The sequence below is a fragment of the Streptococcus oralis genome, assembly GCF_002386345.1.
Taxonomy (GTDB): domain Bacteria; phylum Bacillota; class Bacilli; order Lactobacillales; family Streptococcaceae; genus Streptococcus; species Streptococcus oralis_S.
On the sequence record NZ_CP023507.1, the window covers coordinates 466,561 to 488,526 of the forward strand.

The window sequence follows — 21,966 nt, forward strand, 5'->3', positions numbered from 1 at the left end:
GTGAAAAATATAGTTCTTCCAAGGAGTAGACACTCCTTGATCAGAACTCCTATTTTCACTTTGTGTTCTTACAGGCTTTGTATCTTAGACAGGAGTAGAGATGAGTATTCGAGTAATTATTGCCGGTTTTAAGGGAAAAATGGGCCAAGCTGCTTGTCAGATGGTCTTGGCTGATCCAGACTTGGACTTGGTCGCAGTTTTGGATCCTTTTGAGTCTGAGTCAGAGTGGCAGGGGATTCCTGTCTTTAATGATAAGGCTGACTTGGCTGGTTTTGAAGCGGATGTCTGGGTGGATTTTACGACACCAGCCGTTGCTTACGAAAATACGCGTTTTGCCCTTGAAAATGGCTTTGCTCCTGTCGTAGGAACAACTGGATTCACTAGTGACGAAATTGCAGAACTAAAAGCATTTTCCCGTGAACAAGATTTGGGTGGCTTGATTGCTCCAAACTTTGCCTTGGGTGCTGTCTTGCTTATGCAATTTGCAGCACAAGCAGCTAAATATTTCCCAAATGTGGAGATTATTGAACTCCACCATGACAAGAAAAAAGATGCTCCGAGCGGAACAGCCATTAAAACGGCTGAGTTGATGGCGGAAGTGCGAGAGTCTATCCAACAAGGTGCGCCTGATGAGGAAGAATTGATTGCTGGTGCCCGTGGTGCTGATTTTGATGGCATGCGGATCCACTCAGTTCGTTTGCCAGGCTTAGTAGCTCATCAAGAAGTTATCTTTGGCAATCAGGGAGAAGGATTGATCCTTCGTCATGACTCCTATGATCGCAGCTCCTTCATGACAGGAGTCAATTTGGGAATCAAAGAAGTTGTCAAGCGTCATGAGCTTGTCTATGGATTAGAACACTTATTATGAGATTAACGCAAATGCCTTCTGAATTTCAGAAGGCTTTACCAGTATTAGAAAAAATTAAAGAAGCAGGCTTTGAAGCCTATTTTGTTGGAGGCTCTGTTCGAGATGCCCTCCTCAATCGTCCCATCCACGATGTGGATATCGCGACATCATCCTATCCAGAGGAGACAAAGCAGATTTTTCCGCGAACAGCCGATATTGGAATCGAGCACGGAACCGTCTTGGTTTTAGATGGGGATGAAGAGTATGAGGTAACCACCTTTCGGACCGAGGATGTCTATGTGGACTATCGCAGGCCCAGCGCGGTTTCCTTTGTGCGTTCGCTAGAAGAAGACCTCAAGCGCCGTGATTTCACAGTCAATGCCTTCGCCTTGGATGAGACAGGCGAAATCATTGACTTGTTCCATGGTTTAGAAGATTTGGAAAACCAAGTCTTGCGAGCGGTTGGGGTGGCTAGTGAGCGTTTCAATGAAGATGCTCTGCGCATAATGCGTGGTTTTCGTTTTCAGGCCAGTCTTGGTTTTGAACTTGAGCCAGAAACTTTTGAGGCGATGAGGGCTTTGACGCCACTCTTGGAGAAAATTTCTGTAGAGCGCACCTTCGTTGAGTTTGATAAACTCTTGCTGGCACCTTTTTGGCGAGTGGGTCTGTCTTCCATGATTGAAAGTCAAGCTTATGACTATCTTCCAGATATGGCAGGAAGCCAGGACAAGCTCAACAGACTGTTTGATTTGGAGAATGATTTCACTTTTGAGTCTTCCGAACAAGCCTGGGCAGCTCTCTTGTGGGCTTTGGAGATTAAAGATGCACAGCCATTTTTGAAAGCTTGGAAAACCTCACGCCAGTTTGCTAAGCAGGTTCAGGATTTGCTGACTATTTTGGCTTTGCGAGAAGAAGGTGAGCTGAGCAAGCGCGATTGTTACCGATTTGACTTGCATTCCCTTCTACAAGCTGAAAGTCTTCGTCAGGCCCAAGGGAAAGAAGTCAACCCACAAACCATCAAAGAAACTTACCATAGTTTGACCATTCATGACAAGAAAGAAATTCAGATTAACGGTGGAATTTTGATTAAGGAATATGGTTACCAGCCAGGACCAGACTTGGGAGAGATTTTAACAGAGATTGAGTTTGCCATTGTCGATGGAGAGTTGGAAAATGATCGTCAAGCTATCCATGCTTACCTGAGGGAGAAAAAATGAGTGATTTTATCGTTGAAAAACTAAGCAAATCCGTTGGTGACAAGACCGTTTTTAAGGATATTTCCTTTATCATCCATGACTTGGATAGAATCGGTCTAATAGGTGTCAATGGGACGGGTAAGACCACCCTTTTAGACGTCCTTTCTGGCGTTTCTGGCTTTGATGGGGATGTCAGTCCTTTTTCTGCTAAGAATGACTATAAGATTGGCTACTTGACACAGGATCCTGATTTTGATGATAGCAAGACGGTCTTGGATACGGTTCTCTCTAGCGACCTCAAGGAAATCCAGTTGATTCGTGAGTATGAGTTAATCATGCTCAATTACAGTGAGGACAAGCAGGCTCGTTTGGAACGGGTCATGGCAGAGATGGATTCTCTCCAAGCCTGGGAAATTGAAAGCCAGGTCAAGACGGTCCTCAGTAAGCTAGGTATTCAGGACTTGTCGACTCCAGTTGGTGAATTGTCAGGCGGTCTCAGAAGACGGGTCCAGTTGGCGCAAGTTCTCCTAGGAAACCACGACCTCTTGCTTCTGGACGAGCCGACCAACCACCTGGACATTGCGACCATTGAGTGGCTGACTCTTTTTTTGAAGAATTCTAAGAAGACAGTTCTCTTTATCACCCACGATCGTTATTTCCTAGATGCGCTATCAACGCGGATTTTCGAGTTGGACCGAGCAGGCTTGACCGAGTATCAGGGAAATTATCAGGACTATGTTCGCCTCAAGGCTGAACAAGATGAGCGTGATGCAGCACTTCTCCACAAAAAGGAACAACTTTATAAGCAAGAATTAGCCTGGATGCGTAGACAACCACAGGCCCGTGCGACCAAGCAACAGGCCCGTATCAATCGTTTCTACGATTTGAAAAAAGAAGTTTCAGGTGGCGTTGCTGAAACAGACTTGACCATGAACTTTGAAACAAGTCGGATTGGGAAAAAAGTCATCGAGTTTCAGAATGTTTCCTTTGCTTATGAGAACAAGCCCATTTTGCAAGATTTTAATCTCTTAGTGCAAGCTAAAGACCGTATCGGAATCGTTGGGGATAATGGTGTCGGGAAGTCAACTCTTCTAAACCTCATCGCAGGAAGTCTTGAGCCGACTAAAGGTCAAGTTATCATCGGTGAGACGGTTCGCATTGCCTATTTCTCTCAACAAATTGAAGGTTTAGATGAAAGCAAGCGCGTTATCAATTACCTGCAGGAAGTAGCAGAAGAGGTTAAGACCAGTGGTGGTTCTACGACTTCCATTGCAGAGTTGCTAGAGCAGTTCCTCTTCCCACGTTCGACGCATGGAACCTTGATTGAGAAATTGTCTGGTGGAGAGAAAAAGCGTCTTTATCTCCTCAAACTGCTCTTGGAAAAACCCAATGTTCTTCTTTTGGACGAGCCGACCAATGACCTAGATATTGCGACTTTGACAGTCTTGGAAAATTTCTTGCGGGGCTTTGCAGGTCCTGTCTTGACAGTTAGCCACGATCGTTATTTCTTGGATAAGGTAGCGACCAAGATTCTCGCTTTTGAGGATGGCAAGATTCTTCCCTTCTTTGGCCATTACACCGACTATCTTGATGAAAAAGCCTTTGAAACAGAGATGGCCAATCAAGTGCAAAAGGCCGAAAAGGAGAAAGTGGTCAAGGTCCGTGAAGACAAGAAACGCATGACCTACCAAGAAAAGCAGGAGTGGGCAAGCATTGAAGGCGATATTGAAGCCTTGGAAAATCGTATCGCTGCTATTGAAGAAGAAATGCAGGCAAATGGCTCTGACTTTGGCAAATTGGCGACGCTTCAGAAAGAGCTAGACGAGAAAAACGAAGCACTTCTTGAAAAATACGAACGTTATGAATACCTAAGTGAGTTGGCATGATGGAAGAAAAAATCATTAAACGTAGTCCCAAGAAAATCATTTGGAATACCTTGTTCGGTCTTTTCGTCTTGTTACCTCTATCTTATCTCTATTCGTATTCGGAAAAGGGGAGCAAACTTCATGCGATAAGTCTTTTGTTTATGCTAGTTGTCCTCTTTTGTGCTGGAGTAGTCATTTATCAGACATACAGACTGTTAAGCTTGGATAAGGAGTATTTGAGATTCACAGTTGAGGGGTTTTACTACAAACCGAATCCAAAGAAACCCAGTCATTTCTATGCTTGGGCAGATGTAGAGGAATTTTCCTTCTCTCGGATTGGAGGAAAGTATAGGAATTCCTATCGGATTGAAGTTTATTTTAAAAACAAGGAAAATGTGAAATCCCAATCACTTCTAGCTCTACTGAAGAGAAGGTGTTTCCCTTTTCATCCGTCAGCAGATTTGATCATCCCTATCATTCTACTAGATGTAGATTTTCCTGAAAGGGTCTATGAGATCATGAAGTACTATGAAAGAGAATGGCGTATCGAACAAAATCGTCAAGCAAGAAAAGAGGCAAAACAAGCTTCGAAAAGCAAATCTTCCAAACCGTCATAGTCTGTCTTTGCTTAAAGTAGAATAATCAAAAAGGCCCTATCCACTGGATAGGGTCACTGTTTGTCTTCTTTTTTAGTTTCCTGGTGGAAAGTATTTTGCCAAGTCTCATGGCGACGCCAGATACTGGTATGGACGATGCTATCTAGCTCATAGCAAATGAGCTTGGTTTTCTGACTAATGGAAGTGATTTGAATATCCTTAATAGCAGCTTTAAGTTCTTTTTCGGCTTGATAAGCGACTTTATCCATCTGCTCTCCATCTTGACGGATATAGAGAAAGTCCTCAGCAAGGAGTTCTTCTAGCTGATTTCCTTGGTCAATCAATTGCTCACGCATGAGCAGTTTTTTATAGACATTGTCTAAAATCTCGTCCTCAGGTATGGGAGCTGGCTCGATATGGACATCGGTATCAAAGACTCCAAAACGCTCTTCCAGCATGGATTCGACCTGGTCCGCAATTTCGTGACTCTCATAGACTGATAAGTCGGGATTCATTTCTAAGGTGATATCAAGGTAGATATTGCTACCGTAGGTACGCCCTCTTTGGGACTTGACCTTACTAATCTTTGGAATCTCCATGATGGCCTTTTGGTAGTCCTCTAGCAGACGGTCATCAAAACCATCTGAAAGACTGAAGGAAGACTCGATAAAGATATCATAGGCTGTTTTTAAGATAAAGAAGGTGATGATGATAGCGACCAATTTATCCACGATAGGGTAATTGAAACTGCTGGCTAGGATAGCAATGGTCGTCCCAAGCGAGGTGACAGCATCGGAAAGATTGTCCTTAGCAGCTGCCTTGAGAGCCTTGGATTTGGATTTCTTACTGAGGCGTGTGTTATAGAGATAAACAGCAAACATGACCGCTGCTGAAATGATTCCTAGAATCGCTCCCAAAGGATCAATAGGTGTTTGTTCCCGACTAAGGATTTTCTGAATGGTGTCCCGAAGCACATCAAAACCAACATAGAACATGATGATGGAAGTAATCAAGCTAGCCAAATCTTCAATCTTCCAGTGACCAAAGCGATGGTCACGGTCTGCAGGTTGGCGGGCCATCCGAATCCCAATCAAGAGAGCAACGTTTCCAATGATGTCCGATACGTTGTTGAAACCATCTGCCACCAAACTGGAAGAATGCAGGAGGTGGCCAGTTGCCAATTTTGCAGCAGACAAGAGGAGGTAGGTCGAAATGCTGATAATGGCTCCGCGCTCTGCCAATTTGAGATTTGACATGGATTGGTTCATCGGACTTCCTTTCTAGGCATATAGTATTCTTACATTATACTGGTTTTCAAAGGAAAATTCAAACGATATAGGCTTACAAGATTGGAGGTAAGCTAGTTTTTTATAAGGAAATGTGGTAGAATTGAAGAGTAATATTTATTCGAAAGAGAGCTTGTAATGATAAATAAAAATATGGTCAGTAGGCTACTTAGCTTAAGTTTTTTATTTTTGCCATTTTTATTTTTTTATCTCTATATATCGATGAGAGGTTTTGAATATCCTGTAGTAGATGATATCATGGTGAATCAAACTATATTATCTGGGGATAATATGCTATTACCCTATGTAGGAATTTTATTATCTACAGGGTTGGTCTTTCTTCAAAAAATTTTTACTGATTGGAATATTTTTTTTATCTTTTTAGTTAGTATTTATTGTATTAGTTTTGGTGTCTATGCTATCTTTTTTTATAAGAAAAAACTGTATCTTTTGCTTCCAATTGTGTTTTTAGCCCAATTGATACTTATTAAATATTTTTCTTTTTCCGTTATCGCATATTTATCAGCTACAGCAGCAACTTTTTTACTATTTGACAAAAGGTACATTTCAGGACTATCACTATTGTTCATTGGTTTATCCATTCGACCTCAAATTATATCAAGCTTTATTTTACTGTTATTCCCTTTTCTGCTCTTTGAGTGGATATCTTCTAAAAAAAGAAAAGAAGTTGTTTTATTATTTAGCGTCATTTTACTGATTTTTGCTTCCAATAAACTATATACACTAGGGAAAGCTGACGTACAGGAGTATTTGACATGGAATGCCCTAAGTACGAATTTGAGAGATTATCCTGCTATTGATTATCAAAGACATGCGAATGAATTTGAAGCTTTGGGAGTAAGTGAGAATGATTTGAATGTCTCCACCTACTGGTTATTTGCTGAAAAAAAAGCCTTAAGCAATACTCTTTTAACAAACATTCAATCTGTTCGCTCCCTCTCAGAGAAATACTCGTTTAATCTGCCTCAGATGATATCAGATTTTTTTAAGAATAGTATACTGACAACCTTCTCTTTAGTACTGATTAGTTGGTTCTTGATTTTTAAGCCTAAGAAGCTATACGGATGGTTTGTACCGATTTCCCCCTTACTTTTAATTGGAGCTCTCTTTGTTAGACAGAGGGTAGTAGAGCGCGTATATATCCCTCTAATAGTATGTTTCTTATTAGTATTTATTTTTTATGCTCGATCATTTTATGAAAAAAGATGTTTATTTGATAAGAGGAAGGTGTTCCTTAGCTTACAAATAATGGGAATACTAGGAGGAGCAGTATGGATAAATCAGCTTGGACAAGAACTGTATTGGTTTCCCTATATTCAATCGTCAGTAGTCTCAGAGTACCAAAATCTTGTACAGAGGAATTCGGATAAACTTATTGTTTTTGGTGGATATGGCACTTTGGTTTCTTCACAGCCTACATTGTCAACTTTTAAATTAAGACCCAATCAGTTAGTGACAAATACAACTACATTAGGAAATTGGCAAACTTTTTCTCCTCATTATTATGAACAAATGAAACGATACGGAGTTGAAGAACCTGAAAATCTGTTGTCTTCTGCAATCAACAATCAGAATATTCTCTTCTTTTGGTCCACTTCCTCAGGGAATATGGATAGTGTTAAAAAAATTATGAAAGAACATTATCAGAAGGATGTTTACTTTGAGGAAGTTGAATCTGTCACTTCAGATATGAGCGTTTATCGTTTAAAATTAGGAACAGGAGGATAGTATGAAGAACCGAATTGGTTACATAGATATGTCTAAAGGTTTAGCAATTATATTAGTTATCATTGGACATAGTAGCTTCGTTCCAAACAATGCAAAGTTGCTTCTCTATTCATTCCACATACCGTTGTTCTTTTTCTTATCTGGTTTTACTTTGAATGTTAGAAAATACGAAACCTTCTCAGGCTATTGTTTAAATAAGGTAAAGAGTTTAGTTATTCCTTTTTTCTTGCTAAATAGTTTTGTTTTTCTGTTTCAACTTTTTGTTATGTACCCTGATCAGGTTCTGAGTTTTGATATTCTTCATTTTATAAAACAGTTACTGATTTCAGATCGTTTGCATATTTATTTTCAATTATGGTTTTTGAATGTGATGTTTTTGGCTCATGTTTTCAGTTACTTTATTTTAAAGAGAAGATGGAATTTGAGCCAGTGGGTGATAATAATCTTATCTCTCTTGGTTTTGGTCTATCTCGGACAGAAGGTATATGAGAGGGAGTATTATTTAATTTGGAATATTGATTTAGTTCCTGTTGCTCTGATTTTCATCTTGCTGGGAGTATGGACTAAGAATAATTTACATCAATTAGAAAAGTATTTTTCAATTTACCTTTTACCGATTGGACTTATTCTTACCAATTATAGCAGTAAACTAAACTATCGAGTGAGTGGCTATCAAATTGTTGATTTGTATTATCAGCAAATTGGGAATCATTTCTTATTTTACTTGGCAGCTATTTCAGGAATTTGGAGTGTTCTTATATTTTTTAAAACAATTCCAGAGAGTTCCATTTTGAAATCAATCGGCCAAAAAACGTTGATTTATTATGGAGTACATTCGCCGATAGTTCTGGTGTTAGTAGAAAAATTAGTTAAAGAATTGTCTACGAAATATACTGGAATTTTTGTTAATCAATATATAACGACAGTTTTTGTAGTTATATTAACAATTTTGGGCTGTGAATTGATAGTCAGGATGTTTAGAGGAACCAACTTTCCTTTTGGGATAAAAAGATTAGGAGAAAGAGATGAGTAGACACAAGCCAATTTTATATATCGTTGTTCCATGTTATAACGAAGAACAAGTCTTACCGCATACTAATCCAATGTTTGTTGAAAAAATTGAACAATTAATAAAGAAAGAAGAAATCCACTGCCATAGTAAAATTATGTATGTAAACGATGGTAGTAAGGATCGGACTTGGGAACTGATAGAAAGTTATGCTAAATCTATCCCTTCTGTGGTTGGTGTATCGCAAAGTCGTAACAGAGGTCATCAAAGTAGTGTACTTGCAGGTATGTATGAGGCCATTCAGTTTGCTGATATTGTCATTACTATTGATGCCGATGGACAAGATGATATCAATTGTATGGATAAAATGATTGAAGAATATAAAAGCGGTTCTGAAATTGTCTACGGTGTACGTGATAACCGTGATACGGACTCTGCTTTTAAACGAATTACAGCTGAAGGTTTTTATAAAGTTTTACGCCTATTCGGAGCAGAAGTCGTTTTTAATCATGCTGACTATCGATTGGTTTCTAAAAGATTCTTGAAGGAATTAGAAAAATTCCCTGAGGTCAATCTTTTTCTTCGTGGTTTAATGCCTTTAGTTGGCTTTAAATATTCTTACGTATCGTATAAGCGACATGAACGAATTGCTGGTGAGAGCCATTACCCACTGTCTAAAATGCTTGGTTTGGCTATGGATGGTATTACAAGTTTATCAATAAAACCGATTCGGTTGATTACAAGTCTTGGTGTTTTGACGTCACTCTTTAGTTTTCTATTGATTATTTGGGTTATATGGAGTAAGTTTGCTGGTACAGTCGTGGCTGGCTGGGCGAGCACCTATGCAATAGTTAGCTTACTTGGTGGAGTTCAATTGATTAGTTTGGGTGTAATTGGTGAGTATGTTGGAAAAATTTATCTGGAAACAAAACGTCGTCCTAGATATATTATCAGTGAACGTACTTTTGATTCAGAAAGTGTTTCATCTGATTTTAACCCTTGAAAACTTTTCAAATTTTGATATAATAGTACTACTCAAGGGAGTAGCTGGCAGAAACCTGTGATAGTGTCGTCATTCCGAATTGTATACTGAAAAGTATGTTTTCCGGCACTATCTTAAACAGCGAGACTTGTTATGATTAACAGGTCTCTTTTTGTTTGTCATAAAACTAAAAGAGAACTTGTTTTGCACACAATGTCAAGGAGGAGACACATGTCAAAAGAACAAAAACGCCAAGCGTTTTATACTCAAAGTCCTGAAGAGGTCTTGAAGTCGGTTGAAGCAACTGAGCAAGGTCTCTCGTCTAGCGAAGCACAGAAACGCCTAGCTGAATATGGACGCAATGAACTGGAAGAGGGTGAGAAAAAATCTCTCCTAGTCAAATTTATCGAGCAATTTAAGGATTTGATGATTATCATCCTAGTTGCTGCGGCTATCTTGTCAGTCGTAACTTCTGGTGGGGAAGATATCGCAGATGCCATCATTATCCTTGCTGTGGTTATCATCAACGCTGCCTTTGGTGTTTACCAAGAAGGAAAAGCAGAAGAAGCCATCGAAGCCCTCAAATCTATGTCTAGTCCAGCTGCTCGCGTTATTCGTGATGGACACATGGCTGAGATTGATTCCAAAGAATTGGTACCAGGTGATATCGTAGCTCTCGAAGCAGGTGATGTAGTGCCAGCAGACCTACGTTTGCTAGAAGCTAATTCTCTTAAAATCGAAGAAGCAGCTCTGACAGGTGAGTCTGTTCCAGTTGAAAAAGATTTGACTGTAGAACTCGCTGCAGATGCTGGTATTGGTGACCGTGTCAATATGGCCTTCCAAAACTCAAACGTGACCTACGGTCGTGGTCTTGGTGTTGTTGTCAATACAGGTATGTATACTGAAGTGGGTCATATCGCTGGCATGCTCCAAGATGCGGATGAGACAGATACGCCACTCAAACAAAACTTGAACAACCTTTCTAAGGTTTTGACCTATGCTATCTTGGTCATTGCCCTTGTTACTTTTGTTGTTGGTGTCTTCATTCAAGGAAAAAATCCACTTGGTGAGTTGATGACCTCTGTTGCGCTTGCTGTTGCAGCCGTTCCAGAAGGACTCCCAGCTATCGTGACGATCGTTCTTGCCCTTGGTACTCAAGTTTTGGCCAAACGAAACTCTATCGTTCGTAAGTTGCCAGCAGTCGAAACACTTGGTTCAACAGAAATCATCGCTTCTGATAAGACTGGTACACTTACCATGAACAAGATGACAGTCGAGAAAGTCTTCTATGACGCAGTCCTACATGACTCAGCTGATGAGATTGAACTTGGCTTGGACATGCCCCTACTTCGTTCTGTTGTCTTGGCCAACGATACCAAGATTGATGCTGAAGGAAACCTGATTGGGGATCCAACGGAAACAGCCTTCATCCAGTATGCCTTGGACAAGGGTTACGATGTTAAAGGGTTCTTAGAGAAATATCCTCGTGTAGCTGAATTACCGTTTGACTCAGATCGTAAACTCATGTCAACGGTTCATCCATTGCCAGATGGTAAATTCCTCGTGGCAGTCAAGGGGGCTCCAGATCAACTCTTGAAACGTTGTGTTGCTCGTGATAAGGCTGGAGATGTTGCTCCGATTGATGAGAAAGTCACTGAATTAATCCATACAAACAACTCGGAAATGGCTCACCAAGCCTTGCGTGTCCTTGCAGGTGCTTATAAGATTATAGATAGTATTCCAGAAAATCTTACTTCTGAAGAGCTTGAAAACAACTTGATCTTTACTGGTTTGATTGGGATGATTGACCCTGAGCGTGCCGAAGCGGCAGAAGCCGTTCGTGTCGCTAAGGAAGCGGGAATCCGTCCAATCATGATTACGGGTGACCACCAAGACACAGCAGAAGCTATTGCCAAACGTTTGGGAATTATCGATGAAAATGACTCGGAAGACCGTGTCTTGACTGGTGCTGAGCTTAACGAACTTTCTGATGAAGAATTTGAAAAAGTCGTTGGTCAATACTCTGTTTATGCGCGTGTATCTCCGGAGCACAAGGTTCGTATCGTGAAAGCTTGGCAAAACCAAGGTAAGGTCGTTGCCATGACAGGTGACGGTGTTAATGATGCGCCAGCTCTGAAAACAGCCGACATCGGTATCGGTATGGGAATCACTGGTACAGAGGTTTCTAAGGGAGCTTCTGACATGATTCTTGCGGATGATAACTTTGCGACCATTATCGTCGCAGTTGAAGAAGGACGTAAGGTCTTCTCAAATATTCAAAAGACCATTCAGTACTTACTTTCTGCCAATACTGCTGAAGTATTAACTATCTTCTTATCAACCTTGTTTGGTTGGGACGTCTTGCAGCCAGTTCATCTTTTGTGGATCAACTTGGTAACCGATACCTTCCCAGCTATCGCTCTTGGTGTTGAACCTGCTGAGCCAGGTGTTATGACCCACAAACCTCGTGGACGTAAGTCAAGCTTCTTCTCAGGTGGTGTTTTGAGTTCTATCATCTATCAAGGTGTACTCCAAGCAGCTATTGTTATGAGTGTTTATGGACTTGCAATTGCTTACCCAGTTCATGTGGGTGACAATCATGCCATTCATGCGGATGCCCTTACTATGGCCTTTGCAACCCTTGGTTTGATTCAACTATTCCATGCCTACAATGTCAAGTCTGTTTACCAATCCATCTTGACAGTTGGCCCATTCAAGTCTAAGACCTTTAACTGGTCCATCTTGGTATCCTTCATCCTTCTCATGGCAACAATCGTCGTAGAACCGCTTGAAGGTATCTTCCATGTTACCAAACTGGACTTGTCACAATGGGGTATTGTTCTAGCTGGAAGCTTCTCAATGATACTTATCGTCGAAATCGTTAAGTTTGTTCAACGTAAACTTGGTCTTGATAAGAATGCGATTTAAAAAGAAAGTCATCTTCGGATGACTTTTTTTGCATTTGAGGGAAAGGACTAGAAGTTGCCCCCTTTTGTGCTATAATAAAGTAAAGTTGTAAGGAGCGTAAGAGAATGGAAAAGAGAATTGTCCGAGATGTCTTATTCTTGTCGCAGGTCTCGAAACCTGCAAGTCAAGAAGACCTTTATCTGGCTAAGGATTTGCAGGATACCCTGCTGGCTAATCTAGAGACCTGTGTCGGTCTGGCGGCTAATATGATTGGTGTGCAGAAGCGCGTGATTATCTTTAATCTTGGTCTAGTTCCCATGGTTATGTTTAACCCCATTCTCCTTTCCTATAAAGGACCTTACGAGACAGAGGAAGGTTGTTTATCCTTGACAGGAGTGAGACCAACGACTCGTTATGAAACGATTACGGTTTCCTATCGTGATAGTAAGTGGCAGGAGCAGACCATTACGCTAACAGGTTTTCCAGCTCAGATCTGCCAACATGAACTGGATCATTTGGAAGGACGGATTATTTAGGAGGAACTCAGATGAAACGCATCCTTTTTGAACTTGTTTTGGTCGCGACGACCTGGTATATCTTTTTACCACCCTTCAATCTGACTAGCTGGGAATTCATCTTCTTTCTCTGTGGGCATCTAGTGGTGATGGGCATTTTGTTTAGTTTCCGCAAGGGTACCAATTTGGTCAAGACAGTTCACCTACGCCATGGCAAGGTTACCAACGAACTCAATCTAGAAGGATTTCTTTTTACCAAACTTAGTAGAGGATTGTTTCTGACTGCAGGTATCATCTTTGCACTCGCTGGTCTGGTAAGCCTAGTGACCTCTAGCTTTTTCCAAGCCAAAAATTATGCTAATGTGGTGTCTATCACAGAAAAAGATTTTAAAGATTTTCCTAAGAGTGATACCAGTAAGGTTCCAATCCTAGATCGGAGCACTGCAGAAAAGATTGGTGACCGTTACCTAGGCTCTCTGACGGATAAGGTCTCCCAGTACGTAGCAGCAGATACTTATACCCAGCTGACTGTTGATGGAAAGCCCTATCGGGTGACACCTTTAGAGTATGCCGACCCGATCAAATGGTTTAATAATCAGTCCAAGGGAATTGGTGAGTATATCAAGGTTGATATGGTGACAGGAAATGCGGAATTAGTGGATTTAAAAACGCCCATGAAGTATTCAGACTCTGAGTATTTTAATCGTGATGTCAAACGTCATCTTCGAATCAAGTACCCAACCAAGATTTTTAAAACGCCATCCTTTGAGGTGGATGATGAAGGCAATCCCTTCTATGTAGCAACCGTTTATCAAAAACAGTTTGGTCTAGGAGTTCCTCGTCCTTCATCTGTTATTATCTTAGATGCTACCAATGGAGAAACCAAGGAATACAGCTTGGATGAGGTGCCAGAATGGGTGGACCGTGTCTATCCAGCCGAAGAAACTATCGAACAAATCAACTACAACGGCAAGTATAAAGACGGCTTCTGGAATGCCTTGATTTCTAAGAAAAATGTTACCCAAACGACAGAGGGCTATAACTATCTTTCTATCGGAAATGACATTTATCTCTACACGGGAGTGACTTCAGCAAATGCTGACGAAAGTAATCTAGGATTTATCCTTGAAAATATGCGCACTGGTGAAATCACCAAGTACAATCTAGCTTCAGCAACTGAAGAATCAGCCCGTGCTTCCGCAGAAGGAGCAGTGCAAGAGAAGGCCTACAAGGCTACCTTCCCTATCCTTGTTAATCTCAATGACAAGCCTCTTTATATCATGGGCTTAAAGGACAATGCAGGCTTGGTCAAGGAATATGCATTGGTCGATGCCGTGGAGTACCAAAACGTCATCGTAGCAGCTACGGTAGATGAACTCCTCAGCAAATATGCCAATAAAAATGACCTAGAGTTGGATAATGAAACGGTAGAAAACATCAAGGGAGTGGTTTCAGATCTTAAATCAGCTGTCATCAAGGGGGATACCGTTTACTTCTTCAAAGTTGATGGCAAGATTTATAAGGTCAAGGCTTCAGTGTCAGACGACCTTCCTTACCTCGAAAATGGTCAATCTTTTGAAGGTCAAGTTGGAAAGGATAACTATCTCAAGAGCTTTAAAGTCAAGTAAAAGAAACCTCGGTATGAACCGAGGTTTTTAAGATGAAATTCTTGGTCGTGATTGAAAAATATGCTACACTAACAATATGAAAATTTTAATCCCAACAGCAAAAGAAATGAACACAAACCATCCTTGTATCGAAGCGCTCCCCTTGAGGGAAGAAAGTCAGGCAGTCCTTGACTCACTGGCGCACTACTCAGCCAGTGAATTAGAGACTTTTTATAAGGTATCTGTCGAGAAAGCAGAAGAAGAGTACGGCCATATTCAAGCTTTAAAAGATCACAGGGCTAAACATTATCCAGCCTTGAAACTTTTCGATGGTCTCATGTATCGTCACATCAAACGAAATGGGTTAACCGAAGCTGAACAAACCTATCTTGAAAATCATGTCCTGATTACCTCGGCTTTATACGGTGTTGTCCCAGCCTTGTCGCCTATGGCTCCTCACCGTTTGGACTTCTTGATGAAGTTAAAAGTGGCTAGAAAAACCCTAAAGACTCATTGGAAATCAGCCTATGATGAGGCACTTCAGGACGAGGACTTGATATTCTCACTCCTATCATCAGAGTTTGAAACCGTATTTTCGAAGGAAATTAGAGAAAAGATGGTGACCTTCAAATTTATGGAGGACAAGGCAGGCCAGTTGAAAATCCACTCAACCATTTCAAAAAAAGCCCGTGGTGCCTTTTTGACCGCCTTGATAGAGGGGCAAATCCATACAGTCGAACAAGCTCGCAAGCTCAGTTTTGCAGGTTTTGACTACCGACCTGATTTATCAAGTGATTTAGAACTCGTCTTTGTAAAACAAGCATAAAACCAGCTCATTCGAGCTGGTTTTTGCTGGATTAGTTGATGGCTGCAAGAAGGTCGTCCGCTTGTTTTGCAAGTGATGAAGCAGTTGCTTCTTCTAACACCAATTTTCCATCTGCCCAAGCAGAGTCATTGACACGAGCAGCTGTAAAGTCACCAACGACTTGTGTACGGATAAATGGCAAGAGGTCTTTGTAAATAGCAAAGAGTTGATCGTGACCGGCATTGGCTACAGATGAGACAGTAACAAACTTGTCTTGGAGGGCAGAAGCTCCACGTGTATCAGACAAGTCAAGAGCACGCGAGAGCCAGTCAAGCAAGTTCTTCACTGTTCCAGGGATAGAGAAGTTGTAGACTGGAGAGAAAATCCAGATGGCATCCGCAGCAAGGACTGCTTCACGAGCAGCAGCTACAGCTGGATGAGTTGGAACTTCCAAATCTTGGCTGAAGAGAGGAACAGCTGAGTAATCAAGATAGCTAACTTCTGCTTTTCCAGCAAGTGCTTTTTCAGCTTCGAGGGCCATTTGGTGGTTGAAAGAACCTTGGCGTAGTGAACCGACGATAAATAATACTTTTTTAGACATGATGTGTCTCCTTTAGTTTAAAATTCAAAGAGCGAACTCTTTTGTTACCATCCATGTTACAACAAATGATACTAATTAGCAATAATTTTGCTCACAAATTTTTAAATTTTTTTAAAATCTGGATTAAGTCTTCCTTTTCGCCATCTTCCAAGATGCTGAGTGCTTCTACAATCGAATCGATATGGTCAGGAAGAACCTCCTCGATTTTTCTGCGTCCTGCAGGTGTTAATTTCAGGAAAAAGGAGCGACGATCCTTGGGGTCGCAAGTTCTAGAAATCCATCCATCTCGAACCATATTTCGAATGACAACAGTCATGTTTCCAGAAGTGGCTAGCATTTTTTCAATCAAATCCTGAATGCGCAGTTCCCCCTTGCTATAGAGGGTTTCCAAAACTGAAAATTGGGTGGGTGTTAGCCCGTGTTCTTTAGCAGCCTTGGCTTCATATGGTTTAAAAGTCCGTATGGCTTTATTAAGGACGATAGCCGTTTTTAAGTCTAGTTGATTATCGGAAATTTTCTCTTTCAAATATTGTTTCATAAGCTTTATTTTATCAATAATGAGAGAGAAAAACAAGAACTTACATTTTATAGGAAAAGATTCTTAGAATGTTCCCGTCTTCACTTGTAATAAAGAAGGAGAGATGGTAAAATAGACGAGTGAAACTAAGACAGAAAAAAGCAAAAAACAAGCTACTTTTACAGTATGGAATCGGCATTGCTCTGGTAGTACTAGTCATGACGACTTCCTTCCTTTATCTGATATCACTCAGCATGAAACCCTATCAAGATGCTAGAGTTGAGGGAGAAAAACTAGCCAAGCAGTATGCAGAATTGGAAGAGGCAGATCAGGTTGATTTTTATAATGGACTAGAAGGTTATTACAGCGTTTTAGGACATAATAAAAAGCAAGAGGCCATTGCCGTACTGATTGAAAAGAATGACCACAAGATTTATGTCTATCAGCTTGATAAGGGGATTTCTCAAGACAAGGCAGCGACGATTTCGAGGGAAAAAGGTGCTAGCGACATTGACAAAGTCACTTTTGGTCGCTATCAGGACAAGCCGATTTGGGAAGTTAAGTCAGGAAACCACTACTATCTGATAGATTTTGAAACAGGAGCAGTGATCCAATAAGGAGGGCATATGAAACTATCCAAACGTGTACTAGAAATGGAAGAAAGCGTCACTCTAGCTAGTGATGCAAGAGCCAAAGCGTTAAAAGCTCAAGGAAAAGATGTTCTTTTCTTAACCTTGGGACAGCCAGATTTTCATACTCCTGAAAATATTCAGGATGCGGCGGTGGAAGCGATTCGTGATGGACGAGCTTCCTTTTATACAGTTGCTTCAGGTCTGCCAGACTTAAAGGCTGCGGTTAATACCTACTTTGAACGCTATTATGGCTATTCTGTAGCAGCCAATGAGGTTACCTTTGCCACAGGTGCTAAGTTCTCTCTCTACACCTTCTTTATGGCTGTGGTCAATCCAGGTGATGAGGTCATCATTCCTACACCATACTGGGTCAGCTATGGAGACCAGGTCAAGATGGCAGAAGGTGTGCCAGTCTTTGTCCAGGCCAAGGAAGACAATCACTTTAAAGTAACAGTAGAGCAGTTAGAAGTAGCTCGTACAGATAAGACCAAGGTCTTGGTTCTCAATTCACCATCGAATCCGACTGGTATGATCTACTCTCGTGAGGAACTCTTGGCTATCGGAAATTGGGCTGTTGCGCATGATGTCCTTATCCTAGCAGATGATATTTATGGACGTCTGGTTTATAACGGGAACGAATTTGTTCCAATTTCTAGTTTGTCAGAAGCCATTCGCAAGCAAACCATTGTGATTAACGGTGTATCTAAGGCCTATGCCATGACTGGTTGGCGGGTAGGTTATGCTGTGGGAAATCCTGAAATTATCGCTGCTATGAGCAAATTAACAGGACAAACGACTTCAAATCTGACAGCAGTATCTCAATATGCAACGATTGAGGCGCTGACTGGACCGCAAGACTCTGTTGAAACCATGCGCCAAGCCTTTGAAGAGCGCTTGAATACCATTTATCCTCTCTTGTGCCAAGTACCAGGATTTGAAGTTGTCAAGCCCCAAGGAGCCTTCTATCTTTTCCCAAATGTCAAAAAAGCGATGGAGATGAAGGGTTATACCGATGTGACAGAGTTTACAACGGCTATTCTCGAAGAAGTCGGCCTTGCCTTGATTACAGGAGCTGGATTTGGAGCACCAGAAAATGTTCGTCTCAGCTATGCCACAGACTTGGACACATTAAAAGAAGCTATTCGTCGTTTGCACCAGTTTATGGAAAAATAAAACTTAGAATCTTCGCCTTTTTAGCGAAGATTTTTTGTAACGAAAATCTCGCGATTTTTATCTAGTAGAACCTAGCTATCACAGTCTATTTATGGTAAAATAGTGGGTAATGATGTCTTCGGACAAGTTAAACGAAAAAAGGAAGATAGATTATGACAAAACGTGTAACAATTATTGATGTAAAAGACTACGTTGGTCAAGAAGTGACCATCGGAGCCTGGGTTGCCAACAAATCAGGAAAAGGGAAAATTGCCTTCTTGCAATTGCGTGATGGAACAGCCTTCTTCCAAGGTGTAGCCTTTAAACCAAACTTTATTGAAAAGTTCGGTGAGGAAGTGGGGCTAGAGAAGTTTGATACGATTAAACGCCTAAGCCAAGAAACTTCTGTTTATGTGACAGGAATTGTCAAAGAAGACGAACGTTCTAAGTTTGGCTATGAGTTGGATATTACAGACATCGAAGTGATCGGTGAATCTCAAGACTACCCAATCACACCAAAAGAACACGGAACAGACTTCTTGATGGACAACCGTCACTTGTGGCTCCGCTCTCGTAAGCAAGTAGCAGTGATGCAAATCCGTAACGCTATCATCTATGCAACTTATGAGTTTTTCGACAAGAACGGCTTCATGAAATTTGATAGCCCAATTCTTTCAGGAAACGCGGCTGAAGATTCAACAGAACTCTTTGAAACAGACTACTTCGGAACGCCAGCCTACTTGAGTCAATCTGGTCAGCTTTACCTAGAAGCAGGGGCTATGGCTCTTGGTCGTGTATTTGACTTTGGTCCAGTATTCCGTGCTGAAAAATCAAAAACGCGTCGTCACTTGACTGAGTTCTGGATGATGGATGCGGAGTACTCCTACTTGACACACGATGAGTCACTTGACTTGCAAGAAGCTTATGTTAAAGCCCTTCTTCAAGGTGTTCTTGATCGTGCGCCTCAAGCCTTGGAAACCTTGGAACGTGATACAGATCTCTTGAAACGCTACATTGCAGAGCCGTTCAAACGCATCACTTACGATCAAGCCATTGACCTCTTGCAAGAGCATGAGAATGATGAAGATGCTGACTATGAGCATCTTGAGCATGGCGATGACTTTGGTTCACCACACGAAACCTGGATTTCAAACCACTTTGGTGTGCCAACATTTGTCATGAACTACCCAGCAGCTATCAAGGCCTTCTACATGAAACCAGTTCCTGGAAATCCAGAGCGCGTGCTTTGTGCAGACTTGCTCGCACCAGAAGGTTACGGAGAAATCATCGGTGGTTCTATGCGTGAGGAAGACTACGATGCCCTTGTAGCTAAGATGGATGAACTTGGTATGGATCGTACAGAGTATGAATTCTATCTTGACCTTCGTAAATACGGTACAGTTCCACACGGAGGATTTGGTATCGGTATCGAGCGTATGGTAACCTTCGCAGCTGGAACCAAACACATCCGTGAAGCCATTCCATTCCCACGTATGTTGCATCGTATCAAACCATAAACTAGTAAAAAGAAGATATTTTCATCTTCTTTTTTCACTTTTCTCTTGCTATCTACTAGTATTTCTAGTATAATAGTTAATTGTGAGCAAACCTCACTTACCCCTTGCAAAGACTAGGGGTCATTAGACCAAAAGGAGGAACATATCAATGGCTAAATACGAAATTCTTTATATCATTCGTCCAAACATTGAAGAAGAAGCGAAAAACGCTTTGGTAGCACGTTTTGACTCTATCTTGACTGACAACGGTGCAACTGTTGTTGAATCAAAATCATGGGAAAAACGTCGTCTTGCATACGAAATCCAAGATTTCCGCGAAGGACTTTACCACATCGTTAACGTTGAAGCTAACGACGACGCAGCTCTTAAAGAGTTTGACCGTCTTTCAAAAATCAACGCTGACATTCTTCGTCACATGATCGTCAAACTTGACGCGTAAGAAGGTAGATTATGATTAACAATGTTGTACTTGTAGGGCGTATGACTCGTGACGCTGAGTTGCGTTATACCCCATCAAATGTAGCAGTTGCGACTTTTACTCTTGCAGTAAACCGTACATTCAAGAGTCAAAATGGCGAACGTGAGGCTGATTTTATCAATGTCGTTATGTGGCGCCAACAGGCTGAAAATCTTGCTAACTGGGCTAAAAAAGGCTCTCTTATCGGGATCACAGGTCGTATCCAGACTCGTAGTTACGATAACCAGCAAGGACAACGTGTCTACGTAACAGAAGTCGTGGCTGAGAATTTCCAAATGTTGGAAAGCCGCGGAGTGCGCGAAGGACATACAGGTGGGGCTTATTCTGCACCAACTGCTGGTCAATCAGCACCTGCAAACCCAGTACCAGACTTTTCACGTTCTGAAAATCCATTCGGAGCAACCAATCCATTGGACATTTCAGATGATGATTTACCATTCTAATGGACAATTAATACTATAAAGGAGAAAAAACATGGCTCAACAACGTCGTGGCGGATTCAAACGCCGTAAAAAAGTTGATTACATCGCAGCAAACAAAATTGAATATGTTGATTACAAAGATACTGAACTTCTTAGCCGTTTCGTTTCAGAACGTGGGAAAATCCTTCCACGTCGTGTAACAGGAACTTCAGCTAAAAACCAACGTAAAGTAACAACAGCTATCAAACGCGCTCGCGTAATGGCTTTGATGCCTTTCGTAAACGAAGATTAAAAAAGAGGTCCAGTGGACCTCTTTTTCATGAGCTCGGAAATAAGAAAGCGAATAAGATCCTTACGGGTCTTTTTTTCACGAGCCTTGAAATGAGAAGGCGAGTTCAGTCTGGGTGGACCTCTTTTTCAGATTTTTATAGGATTTTGTTAGAAAGGATTTCCTGTTGACATAGTAAGATTCTTTTGTCTTACTAGGTTTTTTCTTTTAATCTTTATTATCGTGCTATAATGGTAGAAGAAAGCTATAAAGGAGCAACTTATGAAGAGGACATGTTCAATTAGAAAAATGCAAGAATCTGACATAAAAGAACTATCTCGAGGATTTATCAGCCAAGGTTGGCCAAGTAGAGAGGAGATTTTAACTCGATACTTTAAGGAGCAAGAAAGTGGGGAGAGAGAAGTCTTAGTTGCAGAGGTTGAGGGTGCTTTGGCGGGTTATATCTCAATTTTGCCCTGCGCTAAGCAGGGGCCTTTTGCAGAAATCTATCCAGAACTCTCAGATTTTAATGTCTTTGAACCTTTTCAAAATCAAGGTATTGGAAATCTCTTGCTGGAAGAAGCAGAAAAACGAGTTAGGCTCATATCGGATAAGGTGACCCTTGGTGTTGGGCTCCATTCAGGGTATGGACCTGCCCAGAGATTGTACATCAAACGAGGCTATATTCCAGATGGGACGGGTGTTTGGTATCAGAACCATCAACCGGCCATGAATGCGGTTTGTGAAGATATCGGAGAATTGGTCTTGTATCTGTCGAAAAATTTGTCTTAAGACAGATTTTATAAGATTTAAATCTTAAATATAGTAAACAATCATAGTCCCTTTTTCATTCGAAAAAGGGATTTTTTTGTTTGAAATTGTTTGATTTATTCCTCAAATTGGTAAAATATGATTGTTTGAATTATCAAGTTAAAAATAAATATCGAAAAAAACATATAAGGTTTAGTTTTTTTAAATACGGATTCTTTTAAAAAGTCTTAAAATTTCCTAAAAT

21 protein-coding genes are annotated in these 21,966 nt (G+C 41.0%); 18 read left to right on the plus strand and 3 right to left on the minus strand.

Features of this window, described 5'->3' with window-relative positions:
- Window positions 1-100: 100 nt before the first annotated feature.
- From dapB to CO686_RS02450, 4 genes are read left to right on the plus strand one after another with little or no spacing between them, the layout of a single operon-like run.
- Entirely contained in the window at window positions 101-868 is a 768-nt protein-coding gene (gene dapB / locus CO686_RS02435; RefSeq protein ID WP_033630048.1) for a 4-hydroxy-tetrahydrodipicolinate reductase, read from the plus strand.
- On the plus strand, window positions 865-2,064 hold the full coding sequence (locus CO686_RS02440; protein WP_070800035.1) for a CCA tRNA nucleotidyltransferase: 1,200 nt from the start codon (window positions 865-867) through the stop codon (window positions 2,062-2,064). The genes dapB and CO686_RS02440 overlap by 4 nt, the downstream gene beginning before the upstream one ends.
- Window positions 2,061-3,929 carry an ABC-F family ATP-binding cassette domain-containing protein gene (locus tag CO686_RS02445; RefSeq protein WP_049500648.1) on the plus strand — a complete coding sequence of 623 codons (1,869 nt, stop codon included), beginning with the start codon at window positions 2,061-2,063 and terminating at the stop codon, window positions 3,927-3,929. The genes CO686_RS02440 and CO686_RS02445 overlap by 4 nt, the downstream gene beginning before the upstream one ends.
- Window positions 3,926-4,525, plus strand: a complete 600-nt coding sequence (locus CO686_RS02450; protein WP_049500647.1) for a hypothetical protein — start codon at window positions 3,926-3,928, stop codon at window positions 4,523-4,525. The genes CO686_RS02445 and CO686_RS02450 overlap by 4 nt, the downstream gene beginning before the upstream one ends.
- A gap of 53 nt (window positions 4,526-4,578) precedes the next feature.
- On the opposite strand, the gene CO686_RS02455 is transcribed toward CO686_RS02450, so the two are convergent.
- Window positions 4,579-5,772, minus strand: a complete 1,194-nt coding sequence (locus CO686_RS02455) for a cation diffusion facilitator family transporter (protein ID WP_096753457.1) — start codon at window positions 5,770-5,772, stop codon at window positions 4,579-4,581.
- A gap of 156 nt (window positions 5,773-5,928) precedes the next feature.
- Here CO686_RS02455 and CO686_RS02460 point away from each other — a divergent pair, with 156 nt between their 5' ends.
- From CO686_RS02460 to yaaA, 7 genes are all read left to right on the plus strand, one after another.
- Complete coding sequence (locus tag CO686_RS02460) at window positions 5,929-7,539, plus strand: hypothetical protein (protein ID WP_049500643.1); 1,611 nt, start codon at window positions 5,929-5,931, stop codon at window positions 7,537-7,539.
- Between the two features lies 1 nt (window position 7,540).
- Window positions 7,541-8,572 (plus strand): acyltransferase family protein, encoded by a 1,032-nt coding sequence (locus CO686_RS02465; RefSeq protein WP_049500641.1) that lies wholly within the window; start codon window positions 7,541-7,543, stop codon window positions 8,570-8,572.
- Window positions 8,565-9,551, plus strand: coding sequence for a glycosyltransferase family 2 protein (locus CO686_RS02470; protein WP_049500638.1), 987 nt, complete (start codon window positions 8,565-8,567; stop codon window positions 9,549-9,551). Before CO686_RS02465 ends, CO686_RS02470 begins: the two co-directional genes overlap by 8 nt.
- A 210-nt stretch (window positions 9,552-9,761) precedes the next feature.
- Complete coding sequence (locus CO686_RS02475; RefSeq protein ID WP_049500636.1) at window positions 9,762-12,458, plus strand: cation-translocating P-type ATPase; 2,697 nt, start codon at window positions 9,762-9,764, stop codon at window positions 12,456-12,458.
- 104 nt (window positions 12,459-12,562) lie between these two features.
- Window positions 12,563-12,973 carry a peptide deformylase gene (locus CO686_RS02480; protein WP_049550533.1) on the plus strand — a complete coding sequence of 137 codons (411 nt, stop codon included), beginning with the start codon at window positions 12,563-12,565 and terminating at the stop codon, window positions 12,971-12,973.
- 11 nt (window positions 12,974-12,984) lie between these two features.
- On the plus strand, window positions 12,985-14,580 hold the full coding sequence (locus CO686_RS02485) for a hypothetical protein (protein WP_049500885.1): 1,596 nt from the start codon (window positions 12,985-12,987) through the stop codon (window positions 14,578-14,580).
- 76 nt (window positions 14,581-14,656) lie between these two features.
- Entirely contained in the window at window positions 14,657-15,385 is a 729-nt protein-coding gene (yaaA, locus tag CO686_RS02490; RefSeq protein WP_049500887.1) for a peroxide stress protein YaaA, read from the plus strand.
- Window positions 15,386-15,416: 31 nt separating this feature from the next.
- Here the strand turns inward: yaaA and CO686_RS02495 are convergent, their stop codons facing one another.
- Both CO686_RS02495 and CO686_RS02500 read right to left on the minus strand, forming a co-directional pair.
- Complete coding sequence (locus CO686_RS02495) at window positions 15,417-15,965, minus strand: NADPH-dependent FMN reductase (RefSeq protein ID WP_000039632.1); 549 nt, start codon at window positions 15,963-15,965, stop codon at window positions 15,417-15,419.
- A gap of 91 nt (window positions 15,966-16,056) precedes the next feature.
- Complete coding sequence (locus CO686_RS02500) at window positions 16,057-16,503, minus strand: MarR family winged helix-turn-helix transcriptional regulator (protein ID WP_000816316.1); 447 nt, start codon at window positions 16,501-16,503, stop codon at window positions 16,057-16,059.
- A gap of 119 nt (window positions 16,504-16,622) precedes the next feature.
- Between CO686_RS02500 and CO686_RS02505 the strand changes: the two genes are divergently transcribed.
- From CO686_RS02505 to CO686_RS02535, 7 genes are all read left to right on the plus strand, one after another.
- Window positions 16,623-17,099 carry a cell wall elongation regulator TseB-like domain-containing protein gene (locus CO686_RS02505; RefSeq protein WP_000776855.1) on the plus strand — a complete coding sequence of 159 codons (477 nt, stop codon included), beginning with the start codon at window positions 16,623-16,625 and terminating at the stop codon, window positions 17,097-17,099.
- 9 nt (window positions 17,100-17,108) lie between these two features.
- The gene (locus tag CO686_RS02510) at window positions 17,109-18,287 is read left to right on the plus strand and encodes a pyridoxal phosphate-dependent aminotransferase (protein WP_000777443.1); all 1,179 of its coding nucleotides are present in this window, start codon (window positions 17,109-17,111) and stop codon (window positions 18,285-18,287) included.
- A gap of 152 nt (window positions 18,288-18,439) precedes the next feature.
- Complete coding sequence (gene asnS / locus CO686_RS02515) at window positions 18,440-19,783, plus strand: asparagine--tRNA ligase (RefSeq protein WP_096753458.1); 1,344 nt, start codon at window positions 18,440-18,442, stop codon at window positions 19,781-19,783.
- Window positions 19,784-19,931: 148 nt separating this feature from the next.
- Window positions 19,932-20,222 (plus strand): 30S ribosomal protein S6, encoded by a 291-nt coding sequence (rpsF, locus tag CO686_RS02520; protein ID WP_001151782.1) that lies wholly within the window; start codon window positions 19,932-19,934, stop codon window positions 20,220-20,222.
- An 11-nt stretch (window positions 20,223-20,233) separates the two neighbouring features.
- Window positions 20,234-20,704 carry a single-stranded DNA-binding protein SsbA gene (gene ssbA / locus CO686_RS02525; RefSeq protein WP_000609596.1) on the plus strand — a complete coding sequence of 157 codons (471 nt, stop codon included), beginning with the start codon at window positions 20,234-20,236 and terminating at the stop codon, window positions 20,702-20,704.
- 31 nt (window positions 20,705-20,735) lie between these two features.
- The gene (gene rpsR, locus CO686_RS02530; protein ID WP_000068664.1) at window positions 20,736-20,975 is read left to right on the plus strand and encodes a 30S ribosomal protein S18; all 240 of its coding nucleotides are present in this window, start codon (window positions 20,736-20,738) and stop codon (window positions 20,973-20,975) included.
- Between the two features lie 258 nt (window positions 20,976-21,233).
- Entirely contained in the window at window positions 21,234-21,743 is a 510-nt protein-coding gene (locus tag CO686_RS02535) for a GNAT family N-acetyltransferase (protein ID WP_025172573.1), read from the plus strand.
- The last annotated feature ends 223 nt before the right edge of the window (window positions 21,744-21,966 follow it).